27 protein-coding genes are annotated in these 15,204 nt (G+C 64.0%); 9 read left to right on the top strand and 18 right to left on the bottom strand.

The genetic code is table 11. The features are described 5' to 3' along the window. The first annotated feature begins 77 nt into the window (after positions 1–77). Positions 78–734 carry a tyrosine-type recombinase/integrase gene (locus KM295_RS14390; RefSeq protein ID WP_256030681.1) on the top strand — a complete coding sequence of 219 codons (657 nt, stop codon included), beginning with the start codon at positions 78–80 and terminating at the stop codon, positions 732–734. Positions 735–853: 119 nt separating this feature from the next. Here KM295_RS14390 and KM295_RS14395 read toward each other — a convergent pair whose 3' ends face one another. Genes KM295_RS14395 through KM295_RS14405 form a run of 3 tightly spaced genes read right to left on the bottom strand, consistent with a single transcriptional unit; the run spans position 854 to position 1,755 of the window. Then, a complete protein-coding gene (locus tag KM295_RS14395) occupies positions 854–1,126 on the bottom strand; it encodes a hypothetical protein (protein ID WP_256030682.1) in 273 nt (90 codons plus the stop codon). Position 1,127: 1 nt separating this feature from the next. Continuing rightward, complete coding sequence (locus tag KM295_RS14400; protein ID WP_256030684.1) at positions 1,128–1,436, bottom strand: hypothetical protein; 309 nt, start codon at positions 1,434–1,436, stop codon at positions 1,128–1,130. A 34-nt stretch (positions 1,437–1,470) separates the two neighbouring features. Beyond that, entirely contained in the window at positions 1,471–1,755 is a 285-nt protein-coding gene (locus tag KM295_RS14405; RefSeq protein WP_256030685.1) for a hypothetical protein, read from the bottom strand. Between the two features lie 97 nt (positions 1,756–1,852). On the opposite strand from KM295_RS14405, the gene KM295_RS14410 reads away from it, so the two are divergent. After that, positions 1,853–2,182, top strand: a complete 330-nt coding sequence (locus KM295_RS14410; protein ID WP_256030686.1) for a ribbon-helix-helix protein, CopG family — start codon at positions 1,853–1,855, stop codon at positions 2,180–2,182. Between the two features lie 227 nt (positions 2,183–2,409). After that, positions 2,410–2,847 carry a plasmid mobilization protein gene (locus KM295_RS14415; RefSeq protein ID WP_256030687.1) on the top strand — a complete coding sequence of 146 codons (438 nt, stop codon included), beginning with the start codon at positions 2,410–2,412 and terminating at the stop codon, positions 2,845–2,847. On the opposite strand, the gene KM295_RS14420 is transcribed toward KM295_RS14415, so the two are convergent. From KM295_RS14420 to KM295_RS14470, 11 genes are all read right to left on the bottom strand, one after another. After that, positions 2,844–5,456, bottom strand: a complete 2,613-nt coding sequence (locus KM295_RS14420) for a phage/plasmid primase, P4 family (protein ID WP_256030688.1) — start codon at positions 5,454–5,456, stop codon at positions 2,844–2,846. The genes KM295_RS14415 and KM295_RS14420 overlap by 4 nt on opposite strands. 385 nt (positions 5,457–5,841) lie before the next feature. After that, positions 5,842–6,069, bottom strand: coding sequence for a hypothetical protein (locus KM295_RS14425; RefSeq protein WP_256030689.1), 228 nt, complete (start codon positions 6,067–6,069; stop codon positions 5,842–5,844). Beyond that, complete coding sequence (locus KM295_RS14430) at positions 6,066–6,206, bottom strand: hypothetical protein (protein ID WP_256030690.1); 141 nt, start codon at positions 6,204–6,206, stop codon at positions 6,066–6,068. The genes KM295_RS14425 and KM295_RS14430 overlap by 4 nt, the downstream gene beginning before the upstream one ends. Continuing rightward, on the bottom strand, positions 6,203–6,367 hold the full coding sequence (locus KM295_RS14435; protein WP_256030691.1) for a hypothetical protein: 165 nt from the start codon (positions 6,365–6,367) through the stop codon (positions 6,203–6,205). The genes KM295_RS14430 and KM295_RS14435 overlap by 4 nt, the downstream gene beginning before the upstream one ends. Then, positions 6,357–6,512, bottom strand: a complete 156-nt coding sequence (locus KM295_RS14440; RefSeq protein ID WP_256030692.1) for a hypothetical protein — start codon at positions 6,510–6,512, stop codon at positions 6,357–6,359. The genes KM295_RS14435 and KM295_RS14440 overlap by 11 nt, the downstream gene beginning before the upstream one ends. 108 nt (positions 6,513–6,620) lie before the next feature. Then, positions 6,621–6,905 carry a hypothetical protein gene (locus tag KM295_RS14445; protein WP_256030693.1) on the bottom strand — a complete coding sequence of 95 codons (285 nt, stop codon included), beginning with the start codon at positions 6,903–6,905 and terminating at the stop codon, positions 6,621–6,623. Then, the gene (locus KM295_RS14450; protein ID WP_256030694.1) at positions 6,902–7,237 is read right to left on the bottom strand and encodes a hypothetical protein; all 336 of its coding nucleotides are present in this window, start codon (positions 7,235–7,237) and stop codon (positions 6,902–6,904) included. Before KM295_RS14450 ends, KM295_RS14445 begins: the two co-directional genes overlap by 4 nt. Then, positions 7,234–7,812, bottom strand: coding sequence for a transcription initiation factor IIB family protein (locus KM295_RS14455; RefSeq protein ID WP_256030695.1), 579 nt, complete (start codon positions 7,810–7,812; stop codon positions 7,234–7,236). Before KM295_RS14455 ends, KM295_RS14450 begins: the two co-directional genes overlap by 4 nt. Next, positions 7,809–8,021, bottom strand: coding sequence for a hypothetical protein (locus KM295_RS14460; RefSeq protein ID WP_256030697.1), 213 nt, complete (start codon positions 8,019–8,021; stop codon positions 7,809–7,811). The genes KM295_RS14455 and KM295_RS14460 overlap by 4 nt, the downstream gene beginning before the upstream one ends. Positions 8,022–8,121: 100 nt before the next feature. Beyond that, positions 8,122–8,340, bottom strand: coding sequence for a hypothetical protein (locus tag KM295_RS14465; RefSeq protein WP_256030698.1), 219 nt, complete (start codon positions 8,338–8,340; stop codon positions 8,122–8,124). Next, positions 8,337–8,591: a hypothetical protein gene (locus KM295_RS14470; RefSeq protein ID WP_256030699.1), complete on the bottom strand. Its 255-nt coding sequence runs from the start codon at positions 8,589–8,591 to the stop codon at positions 8,337–8,339. The genes KM295_RS14465 and KM295_RS14470 overlap by 4 nt, the downstream gene beginning before the upstream one ends. Positions 8,592–8,819: 228 nt before the next feature. On the opposite strand from KM295_RS14470, the gene KM295_RS14475 reads away from it, so the two are divergent. The 5 genes from KM295_RS14475 (at position 8,820) to KM295_RS14495 (ending at position 10,526) form a co-directional block, all read left to right on the top strand. Then, the gene (locus KM295_RS14475; RefSeq protein ID WP_256030701.1) at positions 8,820–9,095 is read left to right on the top strand and encodes a hypothetical protein; all 276 of its coding nucleotides are present in this window, start codon (positions 8,820–8,822) and stop codon (positions 9,093–9,095) included. A gap of 165 nt (positions 9,096–9,260) precedes the next feature. Continuing rightward, positions 9,261–9,554 (top strand): hypothetical protein, encoded by a 294-nt coding sequence (locus KM295_RS14480; RefSeq protein WP_256030702.1) that lies wholly within the window; start codon positions 9,261–9,263, stop codon positions 9,552–9,554. Then, positions 9,551–9,697 carry a hypothetical protein gene (locus tag KM295_RS14485; protein WP_256030703.1) on the top strand — a complete coding sequence of 49 codons (147 nt, stop codon included), beginning with the start codon at positions 9,551–9,553 and terminating at the stop codon, positions 9,695–9,697. The genes KM295_RS14480 and KM295_RS14485 overlap by 4 nt, the downstream gene beginning before the upstream one ends. After that, on the top strand, positions 9,694–9,954 hold the full coding sequence (locus KM295_RS14490; RefSeq protein WP_256030704.1) for a hypothetical protein: 261 nt from the start codon (positions 9,694–9,696) through the stop codon (positions 9,952–9,954). The genes KM295_RS14485 and KM295_RS14490 overlap by 4 nt, the downstream gene beginning before the upstream one ends. Beyond that, positions 9,951–10,526 carry a hypothetical protein gene (locus KM295_RS14495; protein WP_256030706.1) on the top strand — a complete coding sequence of 192 codons (576 nt, stop codon included), beginning with the start codon at positions 9,951–9,953 and terminating at the stop codon, positions 10,524–10,526. Before KM295_RS14490 ends, KM295_RS14495 begins: the two co-directional genes overlap by 4 nt. A 91-nt stretch (positions 10,527–10,617) precedes the next feature. Here the strand turns inward: KM295_RS14495 and KM295_RS14500 are convergent, their stop codons facing one another. After that, on the bottom strand, positions 10,618–10,860 hold the full coding sequence (locus tag KM295_RS14500) for a hypothetical protein (protein WP_256030708.1): 243 nt from the start codon (positions 10,858–10,860) through the stop codon (positions 10,618–10,620). Continuing rightward, positions 10,860–11,903, bottom strand: a complete 1,044-nt coding sequence (locus KM295_RS14505; protein WP_256030709.1) for a DUF3618 domain-containing protein — start codon at positions 11,901–11,903, stop codon at positions 10,860–10,862. Before KM295_RS14505 ends, KM295_RS14500 begins: the two co-directional genes overlap by 1 nt. An 82-nt stretch (positions 11,904–11,985) precedes the next feature. On the opposite strand from KM295_RS14505, the gene KM295_RS14510 reads away from it, so the two are divergent. Next, positions 11,986–12,426, top strand: coding sequence for a CAP domain-containing protein (locus KM295_RS14510; protein WP_256030710.1), 441 nt, complete (start codon positions 11,986–11,988; stop codon positions 12,424–12,426). On the opposite strand, the gene KM295_RS14515 is transcribed toward KM295_RS14510, so the two are convergent. Together KM295_RS14515 and KM295_RS14520 are read right to left on the bottom strand one after the other, a co-directional pair. Further along, entirely contained in the window at positions 12,407–15,025 is a 2,619-nt protein-coding gene (locus tag KM295_RS14515) for a hypothetical protein (RefSeq protein ID WP_256030711.1), read from the bottom strand. The two genes, KM295_RS14510 and KM295_RS14515, sit on opposite strands and share 20 nt — an antisense overlap. Next, positions 15,025–15,204: hypothetical protein (locus tag KM295_RS14520; protein ID WP_256030712.1), on the bottom strand; the 180-nt coding region annotated here is incomplete at its 5' end. The genes KM295_RS14515 and KM295_RS14520, both read right to left, overlap by 1 nt.

Raw genomic sequence — 15,204 nt, forward strand, 5'->3', positions numbered from 1 at the left:
TCGCAACTCGATAATGCAGACATAAACTATGAGTTTCGCATCGAACCAATCGCCGAAGCGTTTGGTATGCGGACGCTATGAGACTCAAAGACTACGACACCCGCGACGGCAAGCGCGTCTGGCTCTCCGAGTCGGAAATCTCGAGGCTGCTCGAACACTCCGACCCGAATCACGCCGAGATGGACATCGCCTTCCAACTCATGGCCCGCTGTGGCCTCCGGCGCCAAGAGGTCGCCGATGTGACCGCCGCCGATCTCGTGAGCAACGACACCGGCCAGATCGTGCGGGTGTGGGACGGGAAGGGCGACAAGTACCGCGAGGTGCCCGCGCCGACCGAGTTGACGCAGCTCGCGCTTGGGTTGGCTCGCGACCCCGACGAGCCGTTGGTCGGCGTGCACTCGACGACGCTGTACGACTGGGTGCAACGGGCCCGCGGCCGCTGTCGCGCCGAGTCCGGCGACGAGGGCTGGCGCTACGTCGGCCCGCACGACCTCCGGCGTTCCTGGGGCGTGCGACTGCTCGAAGCCGGTGTGTTGCCGTCGGTCGTGATGGAGTGGGGCGGGTGGGACGACTGGGAAACATTCAGAAATCACTACCTCGCGGAGTTCTCGCCCGAAGCGCTGCGCCGCGAGCGCGGGAAGGTCGGGTGGCTCGCCGAGCGGACGGCGCAGCCGGGAGATTCGGCCTCGAACCCTGGGTATAGCGTCGTGGATACCGGCCGGCAGAACTGGTAACCTCGCGTTTTCGCTATTCGGCCGCCGTCTTCGGCTGTACAGGCTGTCCGTAACGTCAATTCTTTAATACAATCGCGGAATCGCCGATCCCTGTGCAGAAACGGCGTTCACGGACAGGGCTACCACGAGTCCTTGAACTTGTCAGCGTCGTAGGTCACGTAGTCACAGACGGCACAGACCGCCTCGCTCGCCCCGTCCGGCGTTCGCACCCACTGCCGGGACTCGCAACGCTCGCAGGGCTCGCCCATCGTGCTGTGGTCGTAGTGATCCCGATGCTTCGCACACAGCGGCCGGCCGTTCCGGTTGGCGATCGGCTTGGTTTGACAGCCCGACACGCCGCAGGTCTTGTGCTCGACGGCCGCGCCGAGGGCATCCATGAGGTCGTCGGCCATCTCACAGTACTTGTTTCGGCCGCTCTCGTTCGTCCGGCATCTCGTCGACGAACTCGTACAGTACTTCGGCCATCGACTCGGCTACGTCAGCGTCCGTCTGTTCGCCGTCCATCCGCCACGCCCGTTTGAGGTAATGCAGATAGTCGTACAGCCAACGAAAGCCCTCCGGCGTGCCCTCCAGCGTGATGTCGTCGGGGTCGAGTACTACTTCATGGAGCTCGTCGGCCGGCCAGTCGTCGGCGTTCTTGGCGTCGGTGATATGCTGTTCCGTCCATGGCGTGCGTTCGAAGCTGATCTGTTGTACAGTCATAGTACTTAGTTCTGGTTTGCGTTCACAGACAGGGCTACACCGGCTCGAAGCGGATCTCGCCGCGCTGGAACAGCACTTGATTGACCTCGAAGCCAGCACACCGACGGAGATCAATCACGGCCTCGCTGTCGCGCCAACCCTCGTCGTCAAACGTGACCTCCAGCATCGGGTCGCCGGTGTCGGTAAACGGTTCGGCGTGGACGACGTGTTCAAAGTCGAACAGCAGGTTTGCGAGATCGTGAATGTCGGTGTCGGGCTGGCGAACGTAGCCCCGGCGATCCAGTACTGTCATGGCGTCGGTGTCGATTGAATCAGTCATGCGTATAATCTCGTTTAGACGTCCATCTGCTGTAAAAGGCCACGTCGGACGCCTGACTGCCGTAGCTTCATTGTATTGCACGGTGAACACGCCCGCCATGCAAAACGTCACCGTCCGATTGCCGACCCGGTTGCTCGCCGAGTTAGAACGCGAAGCCCGCAATCAGGGCGTGTCGCGCTCCGAGTACATCCGCAACACGCTGCAATCGCGAGGTGAACACGACGCAACCGACCGCGTACGCGCGCTCGAACGGCAGCTCGCCGACTGCCAGCGCGATCGCGAACGACTCCGGAATGAGAAACAGGTGCTCGTCGACGCCTACGAGGTGAACCAGGAAACGGCCGCGATCGTGAAACGGCGCAAAGACCGCCAGGACGCTTCGCTCGTCGAGCGCGCGACATGGTGGGTGTTCGGGCGGCGAGAATAGCGGTTTTTTGCAGCCTCGATATGTCAACTCAAATACGAGAGGGTTTTGTCTCACCTATCGTGGGGGCGGGCGCGCACACACGCACACGCACACGCTTACGCACGATAGGCAGAAAACAACTGTCTTGTAAGAAAACTTAGACGGCCGCCAGACAGCCCATACTCGTTGTTTTTAGCACCAGGACAGAGTAACCTAAAGGTTAAGTGTCCTGTGTCCTACTGTCCTGTATGGCAGAGAGAACAAAACAGGTCGCGATCTCTGTTTCGGAAGCCGAAAAACGCCGGATTCGACAAACCGCAGCGGCCGCCGACCAGTCGATGTCGGCGTTCGTCCGCCAGCGCGCGCTTGACGGTCTCGAAGTACCGGAGCAAGAAGAACCGGACACCTACGCGCCGCTGGAGGATTTCATTGAGTCACGGCTGGCCGTTGATTCGGATGCGGACCCGATCGCAAAGCGGCGCTTGTATGAACGCTATGTCGGTTTTTGCGAAGATGTGTATCCCGAGCATGAGGTCGAAACGCAACACAAGTTCACACGGGAGATCGGGAACGTAGACGGCGTTGCGACAGGCCGGGTCTACCTTTCGGCCGATGAACCAAACCCCACGCGAACGCGCTGTTTCAAGAATCTGCGACTCCGCAAAAGCGGCGAGTTGGAGTTTTAGTTGCCGAAGCCACTCAGGCCGCCGGCGGCCGGTGTTGAGTCGTCACCGTCACCGCCGCGATCGCCGCGGGACTGGGCCTGCTCAAGCAGCTCCTCGCCGCGGGAGGTCCAGCCGACGTTCATGAACACTCGTTCTTGGCTGCCGTCAACATAGGTCCGCCCGTCCTCGAAGCCTTCGGTTTTGAGCTTTCGCGTCATGAGGTGCTGGGTCTCACTCGGCATCGACTCTTGGCGGCAGTATTCCAGGTAGGCGGCGTAAACCTTCGTTTTCGGCACCGACTCGTTGCCCGTCTCTAGCGCAACCTTGGCGAAGCGATCGACGGAGTTGCCCCACTTCTCCCAGGTCTCGCGGGTCCGACCGGGGCTGCGGTCGCCGGTAAACCCACCGTTCGCTAAGAGCCGCTGAAGCCCTTCGAGCGCCCAGTTCAACACGCCCGATAACTCGTCCTGTAGCTTCTCGTCGAGCATCGGGTCGCGCTCGGCTTTCGGCACGGTCTCGGGGAACGGCACCAACAGAATCCGGCGGAAAAACGCCTCATCATCGGTGTTCGCGTCCGGCAGTTGATTCGCGCTGAAGGCGTGTTTCGACGTCGGGCGGAACATGAACGGGTCTTGGTATTTTTCCTCGGCTTTGATCGGATCGCCGCCGATAATCTCCTTGAACGCGCCGGTGTTCTCGACGGTCTCGGCGGGGATGTCGTTGCGGATGTTCGCCCACTTGTTGAACAACTCCGCGCCGCCGAAGCGTTCGGAGGTCATCTGCTGCGGTGTCAGACTCGCCGCGGTCCCGTCGCCGAGCATGGCGTTGATGGTATCGAGGAACGTTGATTTGCCGCTCGCCGTCGGGCCGACGAGGAACAGCGCCTTGTGATACGGCATTTCCCAATGATGGAGGAAATAGCCGGCGAACTCTTGGAGCTTCTGGCGGTCGGTATCGGAGTCGACAACCTCTTGGAGGAACGCCCGCCAGCGCGGGCAGCCGGCGTCGGGATCGAACTCGCAGCCGAGCCGACTCATGAAGTTATGCTCGGGGCTGTGCTCGTGGGTCTCCTCGTCGAGTAGGTCGATCACGCAGTTTTCGGCGGCGATCAACCCCTCGGGGCCGCCCATCGAGGTCTCCGAGACCGTGTTGCGGCCGCGGAGTTGTTCGGCGATCTCGCGGACCTCGTGGGCCTTGAACTGCTCGCGCAGGTGCTCGACGAGTGTTTCGCGCACCCGCTCGTCGCCGTCGGCCTCGAAGATGCCTTTCTCGGGCTTGTAGGTCCAGAGTGAATCGTTCTCGACGATGCCGCGCCAGGCGGTCTCGGTATCGAGTTGTTCGGTCGCCTCGTACCGCGCTGGCAGGCGCTCATCGGCGTCCTCAGCGCCGACATAGGCGGCGTAGACGTTCTCCCAGGCCGAGGCGGACGTGTCGGTCTTGTCGTCGCTCTCGTCGCCATCTGGCCCGTGCTCGTCGCTGCTGGCCGTGGTCGCACCGCCGTCCGTCTCGGCGGTGTCGGGCTCGTATTCATCCGGGTCGCCGAACTGTGCTTTCGCCATTTCACCGCTGTCAACACCACCCTCGAAGATGTCCTCCGGCACCTCGCTCACGTCGTCGTACGCGTCGCTGTGGCGGGCCACAAGCTCCCGCGCCGTCGGCGTGCCCTCGTACTCATCACCGCCGAAGGACGGCTCCCAGCCGTTCTGTTCGGCGAAATGCCACAGCGTGCCGACGGTGGCCGCTTGCCCGCCGCTGCGGCTTTTGTTCGTGTTCCAGATGTAATCGACCTGCCGTTGGCTCTCTGGATCTTCCCACTTCGAGTTAGATTGCGCCCACGACTCAAACACGCGCTTGCCTTTCGATCCGTCGTCCCAACTTTTGACGGCGTAGCCGGTCCGAATCCAGTCGTTGAAATGCTGGTTGCCGGGAATGTGTGACAACATTTCCTCGATCTGCGCTTGCGATAACTCGTCATAATCGCCGTCGTGGTCGTGCGACCCCGCCTTTTCCGGGTCCATGAACGTCCCGCCGTGGTCGTCCTCGCGCGGCGGCGCTGTCTCGCCGGTCAGATTCTCGTAGGCGTCGGCGAGCCACGCTTCGAGCTCGTCGTCCCAGCCGGGGATCTCCTCGCCCGTCCCGCGCAGTTGGTCGCCGGTAAAGATGCAAAACTTGTTCGCGAGCAGGTCGATGCCCTCGTGGTCGCCGTCGGTCTCCACGTCGCGGAACCACGCCGGCGGCGCCCCCGCGACGGGGATATGCAACCCCGAATCGCCGGGGTCGTCGTGGGACTGTGACCACTCCACGTACGCGTCCCGCTCGCCGAAGACATCCAGCGACGGGACCCACTCTTTCGGCGTATCGTGCTCGTCGGCCGCGCCATCGAGGTCAATCACCGAGATAATGCCCATCGGCGCGGCGTCGTTGTTCGCGGCCGTGACGTAGCCGACGCCCCACGAATCCTGCTGCTCGGCTTTCGCCATCGCCTCGCCGAAACTGTGCCAACTGTCGGGATCGGACCACGAGACCTTTTTCGCGCCCCAATACGGTTGTTTGCGGTCGGTCGCGCTATCCCAGGTGAGCCACTGGTCGCGCTCGCGCAGCGCCGCGGGGATCGCCTCGGGGTCTTTCATAGCGACGCACCGTCACTCATGGCTCTGCCCCGGCCAGGCGTGACACACTCGATACATCTGTTCGCGGCTGTCGTCTCTCGGGGAGCCAGTGAGCCGACGGATAGACTTATGGCTCCGGGTTGCGATATTGGAATCACGGGCGTCGTTTTGCCGGGCGATCTCTTGGCGGGGATCCCGCCCGGCGGTTTTTACTTGCGTAGCGTTGCGTCTCGCTTCGGCCGCGTCTGTCTTAACTTTGCGCCCTTCAACGGGCGACTCCCGGCGGTGGGGGTCGGCGTCGCCGCTCATACCCGATCACCGTCCTTTTCGGGACAGTCGGGGTCATGCACGCCAACGGCGCCGACCCAACTGTGACACTCGCTGCAGTAGGTCATCGCGGCGGGGTTCATCCGTCGCCCTCCAGTCCCAGGTACGACTCGATCGGCGGCCGGCTCTCCGACTCGTCAAACCACTCGATTTCGTGCAGAAACACCCGGCCGGCGTGGGTGTGCCGATAGTACCGCCCCAGGGCCACGCCGTCGGCCTCAAGCCGCCGGGCCGGGCCACGGGTGGCGTAGGGCTCGCCACACTTCGGACAGCGCCGCGGGGCGGTCGGGGTGGGCTGGGTGCTCATGGGCGATCACCGTTCCACCACGCCGCCAGCCGTTGTTTCAGCCGGTAGTACTCGGCATACAACACCACGCCGATTACGAGCACAATCACCGCGATCGCCGGCGGTTGGTCAATAACCAGCGGGTTCTCGTCACTCACGCCCGCTCACCTCCGGGCCGCCCGCGCTGCGCGTCGTGCGTCGCCGGCGTGTCGAACGCTCTGGAGCACCCGTAACACAACCACTCGCGGCCGCCGGCGTAGCGATCGACGAGCACGTCCGTCTCACAATCGGGGCACGGTGGGGTGTCGTCAGTTGGCATATTCACCCTCCGCTGGTGGCCGTGTGTCGGCCGCCGATTCAAGTAGGATCAGCGCCTCGCCGCGCGGAATCTGCCACTTCTTGGCGAGGAACACGCACTGCTGGCGTCGCTCCGGGGCAAGGTGTGAAAGGTCGTTTCCGCTCATCCCAGCCACACCCCCACGCCGGCGGCGAGCAGCAACCCCAGCGCCACGATCGCGAGCGACGCGAGCGCGCCCCAGGCGAGCCCGATCCAGAAGTGTTGGTGGACAACTTCAGGCATCGGGATCGACCTCCTGTTCTAACCGCTCGGCCATGTCTCGAAGCACATCATCGCCAACGGCGTCTCGATGTGACAGCGCGGCCAGCGACTCGGCGGCCAGCCGCATGAGCTCACCCGTCTGGGTGATGTCAACTTTGACGCCCACGTTGCCGTCGACGTCGATCGCGACGTTCTCATAATCATCCTCGAACAGCACGATCCAGCGGTACTCGTCGTCGCGCTGTTCGTCGGGGAACTGCATGACATCGCCGAGTTCCGGGGGTTCATCGTCGCTCATCGCTCCACCTCCCCCAATTCGATTTGCCGCCCGGGGCCGTGATCCTCGCCGGGGGCCAGCGGCCGATCGAAATGGCTCGCGCAGTTCAAGCATTTGTAGTCTTCCGGCCGCCGATTCGGCTGCCGGCGCAGCCGATCGCGCTTTTCGCGGGTCCGCGCCGACAGACACTCGGGGCAGCGGTCCTCATCGGCGGTCTCGCTCGTGCTCGGGGCCCGTTCGGCTTCGCGCAGGCTGTCGTAGTGCTCCCAAAAGGACTCGGGAATGAGCCCGTGGGGATCGGCGGGCCGCTCCGGCGTTCGGTCGTCGACGGGGGTGGTGTCGGACTGGCTCACAGCCGCCCACCTCCGGGGCCGGACTGTGGCAACAGCGGGACCACCAGCGCCACGAGCACGGTCAGCAAGACGATCGCGCCGACTGTCGGCCACAACTCGCTCAACGGCGTCGGCTCGGCCAGCGCCAGGACGCCGAGGTCCTGCATGACGTGGGCTGACACCACGCCCACACCGGCGGCCGTGAGCAACGCGAACCCAACGATCCGCAGCGCCGGCGGGGTGTGAAACCCACCGGCTGCGCCGGCGGGCTCCTCGCCGTCGCCGCGGCCGTCCCGCAGTTCGACGCCCGCGGCGATGTCCTCGTGCTCGAACAGTTCGCGGTAGCCGTCTCGAATGGACTGGACGTTTACCTCGGCGGCGTCGGCGACGGTCTGTTGGGTCAACTTCTCGTGGACGAGGAGGCCGGCCAGATACACCGCGCTGGCGGCCGTCACGCTCGGCGAGCGATTCATCGGGTGCTGATATTCCGCGCGACGGGCGAGTTGTGCTGCTTTCGCGCGCAGGTCTCGCGAAACGGGCTCCTCGATCGCGTCACAGATTACACCGATTCGCTCGACGGGTTCCGCGGCGCTCATGCCCGATCACCGTCCAGATCGACGGCTTCCGTCGCCCCACAGTCGACACAGAGGATCGTTTCAACGACGAGCCGGTCGGCGTCCGCAAACGGCCCGCTGTTGGTCTGGCGACGGAACTCGGCGGCGATCCACTCATGTTCGCAAAAACACGCCGGGTCCGGGGTTGAGTTCGCGCGGTCGGCCGCCGGCTCGGGGTTCTCGGCGGTCATTCGCCATCACCGTCCGGCGTGTTCGGAACGTGCGGCGGAACTGGCCGAACGCCGCCGGCACCGTCTTTGCTTTCACCGTCTCCGGGCGTCTCACCGTCGCTCATGCCGCATCACCGTCAATCGCCGCCTGGAGTTCATCAACGAGCGCCTGCGCGGCCTCGCGATCGCCGACATGCACCACATCGGCGCCGCCGCCCGGCCACAACTGGAGGACGCGGAACTCGGCGAACGGGCCACTCGCGTGCGGTTCGTGGACAACGCCGACGCCGGCCGCGCTGTCGGTGCCCGGTTCGACAACGACGTTGATGTCGGTGCTCATGCCCGATCACCCGCGCCACCCGTCAATAGGCCTTCGTGGGCGGTTTCCGGTAATTCCGAAGCGCGCTGAAAATCGCGCTGGGTCGCGACGAGATCACAGCCGAGCAGGCGCATACAGCGGCGCAGCCGGTCGTCGTCGGTGGCCTCCAGAATGATCCGGCGCTGTCTCTCGATAATTTCGAGTCGTGCCTGTACGTCGATCGCCGCGCCGTGACCGGATTTTTTATCCGGCCGTAGATCGTTAGCTTGCATTGCTGGGGTCGCGCGACCCACCGTCGACGGGGCGTGATCCCCGCTCGGCGCGTTTCTGCCGTGCGCTGAGTTCCGGTGAGCCGCGCATGTCCATATCCTTGTGACCGCATCACTTAACTTTTGGCGTCGCTTTGTGCCAATAGGGTCAGCTAAATGTCGCATGACATATCACAACGACAATATGATAAAGACGTGACTGCTATTACGTCTGGAACGACAACTGGCAGTATGCCCAAGACAGACCGTGAACGGGTGGTTTTGTCGCTGCTCGCCGAGGTTGGCGAGCCGCTGCCACCCGTGCTCATTTACCGGATTCTTCGGGTCCGGGGGGCCACGTTTGGGCGACGCTCGGTGATGCGGTACTGTAGCGAGCTTGGGGAGCGCGGTGAACTGCAAAAAATTGACCCCGAGGCGATGGAGGACGGCGAGTTACGCCGGATCGACACCTCGGAAAAGGGCTATTGGATGATTACCGACGCCGGCCGCGAACGGCTGTCCGAATAACTGCCATTTGTTCTACAAGCGCGCCAGTTGGCGCGGTTCTATGCCAACAACTAAGTACCTGTAGCACGTGGTATTAGGTGACACGAACCCGTCGCTATCCGGTGATTACAGCATCGCCGGGGGCGGTGGCACGCCCGCCGACGGGATCGTGTCTAAGAGGTACGCATGAGTACACAAGAGACGCGAGCCTATAAGAACAGGGGCTCACACGACGCACTCGAATCGCTTGACCGACCACAGACACTCGGCACCGACGCCGAGGGTGCCGTCCATCACCACTCGGCGTACGACGATCGCGTGGTCGTGGTCGCCGCCGACGGCGCGATCGAACGGACGTTTGACCTGAGCGAGCGAAAACTGTCGGCCTATGTCGCCTTTGTCGACGACAAGCGCGGGTGGGAATCGCTACACTACGCCGAGTCGTTCGGCGAGATACTGCGGGAGGCGATCGACGCATGACCCTCTGCCCGCTCTGCGGCGCGGACGGCTACAAGTGGCGCGAGGGCTGTGCGAACTGCGGTCACTACGACGAGGATCGGATCGCCTTAGAGAGACGGCACCGGCGGGCCGAACGCCGCCGGGCGCGACGAGCTCGCCGATGAGCTTTTCCGACGCCCCCGCGGCCGTCGCCGACGAGCTGGCGCGCCGGCTCGAAAGTCAACCGTCGGTCGTCGGGACGGATCGGCTGTCGGCCGACACGGCGCTGTCGAACCGTGAGACCGTTGAAGCGACGGTTCGGGCGACCGACCGCGGGACGCTTCCGAACGCCGTCGCCCGGGCCGTCATCGAGTCCTCGTTGGGGCTGGCCGAAGTCAGCCCGGCGAACGTGCCCGATCATAAAGTGGTGGTTATCCGATGAGACGCCGCGATCTCCTCCGCGGCGCCGCGACCGCCGGCGCGGGTGGCGCGCTGGCGCTGGTCGGCCTGCGGGTCAGTTCCCAGCCGGCCGACGCCCAGGCGACGGCGGGCCTGGATGTCGGCGACGAGACCGCGACGGTCGGGCCGGACGGCTCGGTGACCGCCGTCACGTTGGATTTGACCGTCGAGTGGTCGTTTGATTTGCCGAGCGGGGTCCAGCCGGCGGAGACGGATGTGACGGTGGCGGCGGGGAAGCCCGACGGCGAACTAACCGAGCTGGCAACGGAGACCGGGACGACGCTATTCAGAGAGGATAGTGGCTCGACGGACGTGAGCGCCGACCTGCTCGCCGAGGGCGTCGTCACCGCCAGCGAGTTAGCCCCCGGCGCCGGAACGCGCGAGACCGACGTGGTAATCGAGGCTGAGTTTGAGGTCCTGAATGATGAAGGGACGGCGCTGGCGTCGGCCAAGGCGTCCGATACGGCGACCTTGACGGTTGAACGGAGCGGCTACGACGCTAAAGATTACGGCTCGGTTAGTGGTAGCGGCTCGTTGACGATCGAGACCGGGTAGTTTCGTCGCTCTTTATTTTTTTAGGCGGTATAGTATGAAACAGGCTTACGCTGAGTCCTCAAACTCGTAGAATCTGAGCGGCTACTGCGTCTCATATATTGTCGTCAACACTGACAGTTTCGTAGTCTCCGCGCAACCCCATCATCGCCTCAAACGCAGATTCCAGCGCCGCAATCTCTTGGTCGCTAAATCCTGCGTCTTTCAATTCTCCATCAATGTACCCAAAGACAGCCGCTCGCGCGTCGTTCGGGAATGTCCACTCCCCAGTCGTCCGATATATTTCGGTGCCGTCCTGTTCAACAATAATGCCGTTATTGTATTGTTTGAGTATCATTATTTATTCCCGCCTGTGATATTGTATCCGATTGCCGTGTACTCGATTAAATCTGTATTATTGGGCTGCTGCAAGTCGATTGTATCAATACCAGAACCGGCGTTGTCACCCAACACGCCGATTCGATAGGTCCGGGTGCTGGTCGATTCGCCTCCCCAAGCAGTCCATGTTATTCTATCTGTGCCTGCGGTACTCCAGCACTGAATTGTAAGACGGTTTGCGAATGATCTGGAAGTCGTTGTGTCTCCGGATATTGTCGCGGATGAAGCAGAATGACTGGTTCCACTAACAAGTTCATCCCAATTATAATTACTTGTTGTGTTGCCATTGATCTGCATGTTCACATCTTCGCTGCCATCGGTTGACCAGTACACATCAACCAGTTCGACCGTTTCCGAAAACGACAACGTGACCGGCAGCGGTGTATCCGCTTCAAGCGTTTCAGCATGGCTTTTATTTGGCCCGTCAGAACTCGGGATCGGGTCCATACTCAACGAACCGTCGCCTTGTGCTGTGGGGACGGTATCAGCCGCCGCGTTTGCGAGGTCGGCGCTGTTTAAACCGTCTACATTGAGCGATCCGGCGCTCAACTGATTTGTGACATCTGCCGTGTCGGCACTAAATGATTGCACGCCCGTCAGATCGTTCCCACTCAAATCGAGCGTGCTGCCGAGGTTGATGCCGTCGAAATGCCACACGCGCCCGAATTGCGCGTTGATCCCGCCGCTGTCATCGACGTTCAGAATCTCGTCGCCGCCGGGATCGTAGAGTTGATCCACCACCATATCCTCCGATTTGCCGGCCACACCGACCTGCCCGGCGCTGGTATCGGCCGACGCCGGCGCGGCGCTGACGGGCTGGCTACTGGCAAGCAGCCCGGCGCCGAGCAGCCCGCCGCTGCCGACTTTCAGGAGATCGCGGCGACTGGGGCCGCGGCGCTGTTGGAGTTCGTCGACGGTCTCGCGGAGGTCGTCGGCGGTCTGTTCCAGTTCGCGCACGCGCTCGCGGAGCGTTTCGGGGTCTGGCGGTTCTTCGTCGCTCATGCGCGGTGGTTTCGGCTGCTGGTTAAAAAGAGGCCGTCCGCGCGGTGTGGGATTTTTGCCACTGGAGTCGGTATCGGCGAGTATGCACTTCGCGGAGGCCGTCGCGCGCGATCTCCACCACGCCACGACGGACGCACGCCAGCGCGATGGCCGCTCGGAACTCACACCCGAACAGCCGTTGATCGACGCGGCGATCCAATACGCCCGTTCGCTGTCGGACCTCGGCCACATCACGCACGACCACCGTGGCTCGCCGGCCAGCCGCGTGCGGCCGTACCGACAACCGGGCGAGAATCTGGCCTGTGTGCAGCGGCGCGGGTCGCCGGAGGATGTCGCCAACTACGTCGTGAAAAAATGGCTCCGCTCGAAGCCACATCGAGAAAACTTACTAAATAACTCGTTTTCGTACCACGGCATCGGCGTTTGGGAATCGAGTGGCGAGCTGTATATCGTCCAGCTCTACGCCGGTCGAAAACCGCTGCGGCGATATGCGGCCGACGCCGTTAGTTCGATCCGCGGGTAAGGAGTTCTTCGGCGCTGGCGATCCCACTCTCAAATAGATCGGCCGACTGCGCGCGCAGAATATCGCTTCGATCTTCGAGGTCTTGATCGTCGCCCGGGAACTCCTCGTCAGTAACCGGCGGTCCGTCGTCTCCGCCACCGAAGCCGTCGCCGAACGCGCCACCCGAGCCGCTGGCGCCGCTTGCGGTATTGAACGCACCGCTGGAACCGCCGCCACTGGCGGGGCTGTCGGCTGATGTGCCGGACGTGCCCCCGAGACCGGACAGCCCTGCCGTACCGCTGGCGCTGCCACCAGCGCCGAACGCACCACCGTCGGGCGCGGATGTACCGCTACTCCCGCCACTGCTGGCGCCGCTGTTGCCGCCGCTGCTACCACTACTGCCGGGGCTGCTGACGCCGCTACTACTGCCGCTTGAGCCGGGGCTGCTCGCGCCACTACTCAAGCCGAGGCCGAAGCCCGACGAGCCGACGGCACTCGGCGATGACGTACCGAACGCGCCGCTGGAGGCTGGGATGGCGGTCGGTCGGTCGGTCCGTTGCCGAACCCCGCGGCTTGAGAACTCGTCAAGCCGCCGCGACTGCCCGACGCCGCGACCGCTGCCGAGACTGCCACTCGTGTCGTCAAGGAAGCCACGACGCCCCTCAACATCGGCAACGGTTCGCAGCGGCACCGAGCGCCCAGCAACGTTGACCTCAAAGTCCGAGCCGATGCCGACGGCCCGAGCCGCCCGCCGGCCGAGGCCACCGCTGGAGACGGGTGTGAACTCCGCTTGCGGCGGGATCACGGCCTCGGCCTCGCCGAACGAAAAGTCGGGGTTTGTGAACGCATCCGTCTCGCCAGCGCGTTCCTCTAACTCGGTGCGGAACCCCTCGAAGTCGCTGGCGTCCGGCTCGCGAACGCGCGTGCGAACGGCGACGCCGGTCGGCCGGCCGCCGAAATCCGGCAACCCCGGCCGTGGCGAAAACTCGGCGTCCTCGACGCCCAAGAACCGCGGCGAGAGTTCCGGCGAGACGAACCCACCCGGCGGGTCGAAGGGCCGTTCGGTGCCGAACGTTTCGAGACCCTGATCTGCACGGCTGCGGCCGGGGCCTTCAGGCTCGGTGTCCACGGCGCGGAACATCACCGACTCGTCGGCACCAACCGGCGCCCCAGCGTCCTCGAACTCGGTTTCGAGGTCTCGCGGCGTGAACTCGTCGGCCTGTTGCCGGATCGCTTCGGCGGGCTGTTCGGCCGCGAGATCACGGTCTTGCACCGCCGGGAACGGGTCGCCTTCGTCGCCTTCGACGAACGCCCGCGTTGAGGGGTTGGTCACGTCGCCGAAGTCGATCTCCGTCGCGCCGGCTGTCCGGGCGGCGTCTCGCGCCCGCGTCACGCCGCGGCCGACGCCGACGCCGACACCGACAGAGGTAGCTACGCCGGTGCCGATCGCGCCGACGAGTACGCCGGGGTCGTTGCGTGCGACGGTCTCGATGTCGCTGGCCGTTTGGCCGACGGCTGTCTGTTGGGCGTCAATTTCCTGCCCGAGTGCGTCTTCTTGGACATCGAACGTGCCGTCGAGCCCGAGGTCAGCGGCCGTCGATTCGGCGCTTGCCTGTCCGACGTTCGCGGCGCGTTCGCCGACTCGGGCAGCGCTGTCGACCGCACCGGGCAGATCGAACACCGCCCCAGCGCCGCGTGTTTGATCGCCCGGCGTGACGGTCGGGATCTGGTCGCTGCCGGGGATGTCACTGTCTTCGGCGAGGCTCCCAGCCGACGGGACGGCTTGTTCTTGTCGCGTCGCCACGTCGTCGAAAAAGCCTTGCACCGACCGGCTACCCGAGCGAAGACGCCGCCGGATCGACGATTCTTCCGGCGGGTTCAACCCAAGCGCTTCGCGTTGGTCCTCGAAGAACGGTCGCGCGCGCCGCCGGACGCTGACATCCTCGCCGGATGTATCGGCGACAAAGTCCTCGGGGTCTCGAAGCGGATCTTGTGCGGCTGCCTGCCGGCGTGCCAGCTCGCCCGTCGTCTCATCGTCAAGGCCGAAGCCATCGGATGTACGAACAACATCGTCGGCACCCACATCGACCTGATCGACCTGCCGGTCGAGGCGTGTGGCAACATCTTCGCGGACACCGACGCCAAGGTCCTCGCGGGCAACCGTCTCCGTCGCTGTCGTCCCCGATACCTCCGGCGAATCAATCCCGCCCGGCGAGCCACTGCCGGCACTCACATCAACACTGACACTGCCACCGCTGGTTGCGCGTTCGACATCGTCAACCGTCGTCGAGCGCGTCTGTGCCGGGTCCGTGGGGTCGGGATTGACCGTAGTCACATCGTCGCCGACGCTGCTCGGGATGTTGAGCCCGGTGGATCGGTCTTGCGCTGGGTCGGTCGGGTCGGGGTTGACCGTAGTCACATCGTCGCCGACGCTGCTCGGGATGCTGACGGTCTCCCTGACGCTGCGCGTCCGCCCGCCGCCGTCCGCCCCATCGTCGGCGAAGTCGCCAGTCTCCTCGGTCGGGCCGTCGTATGCCTCACCCGTGGCGGTGCCGGTGTCAATCCCATCGACGTTGCTTGAGTGCGATTCGCCAGCCATCGAGGACGGTAAATTGACCATTATCGGCTCACCTGCTGCTCGAAGACGGCTTCAAAGCCGCTGTCGGTGTCCTGTAGCGTGATGTCACTCGGCGTGACGTTCGTCTCGGAGACCTGCTCGTCGAGGCGTGCAGCGGCGACCTCCCGGGCCGGATCGCGGGCCAGCGCAAAGCCGCTGTCGGTCTCGCGAACGTCGCCCGG

Source organism: Natronomonas aquatica (assembly GCF_024449025.1).
In the GTDB taxonomy this organism is placed as follows: Archaea; Halobacteriota; Halobacteria; order Halobacteriales; family Haloarculaceae; genus Natronomonas; species Natronomonas aquatica.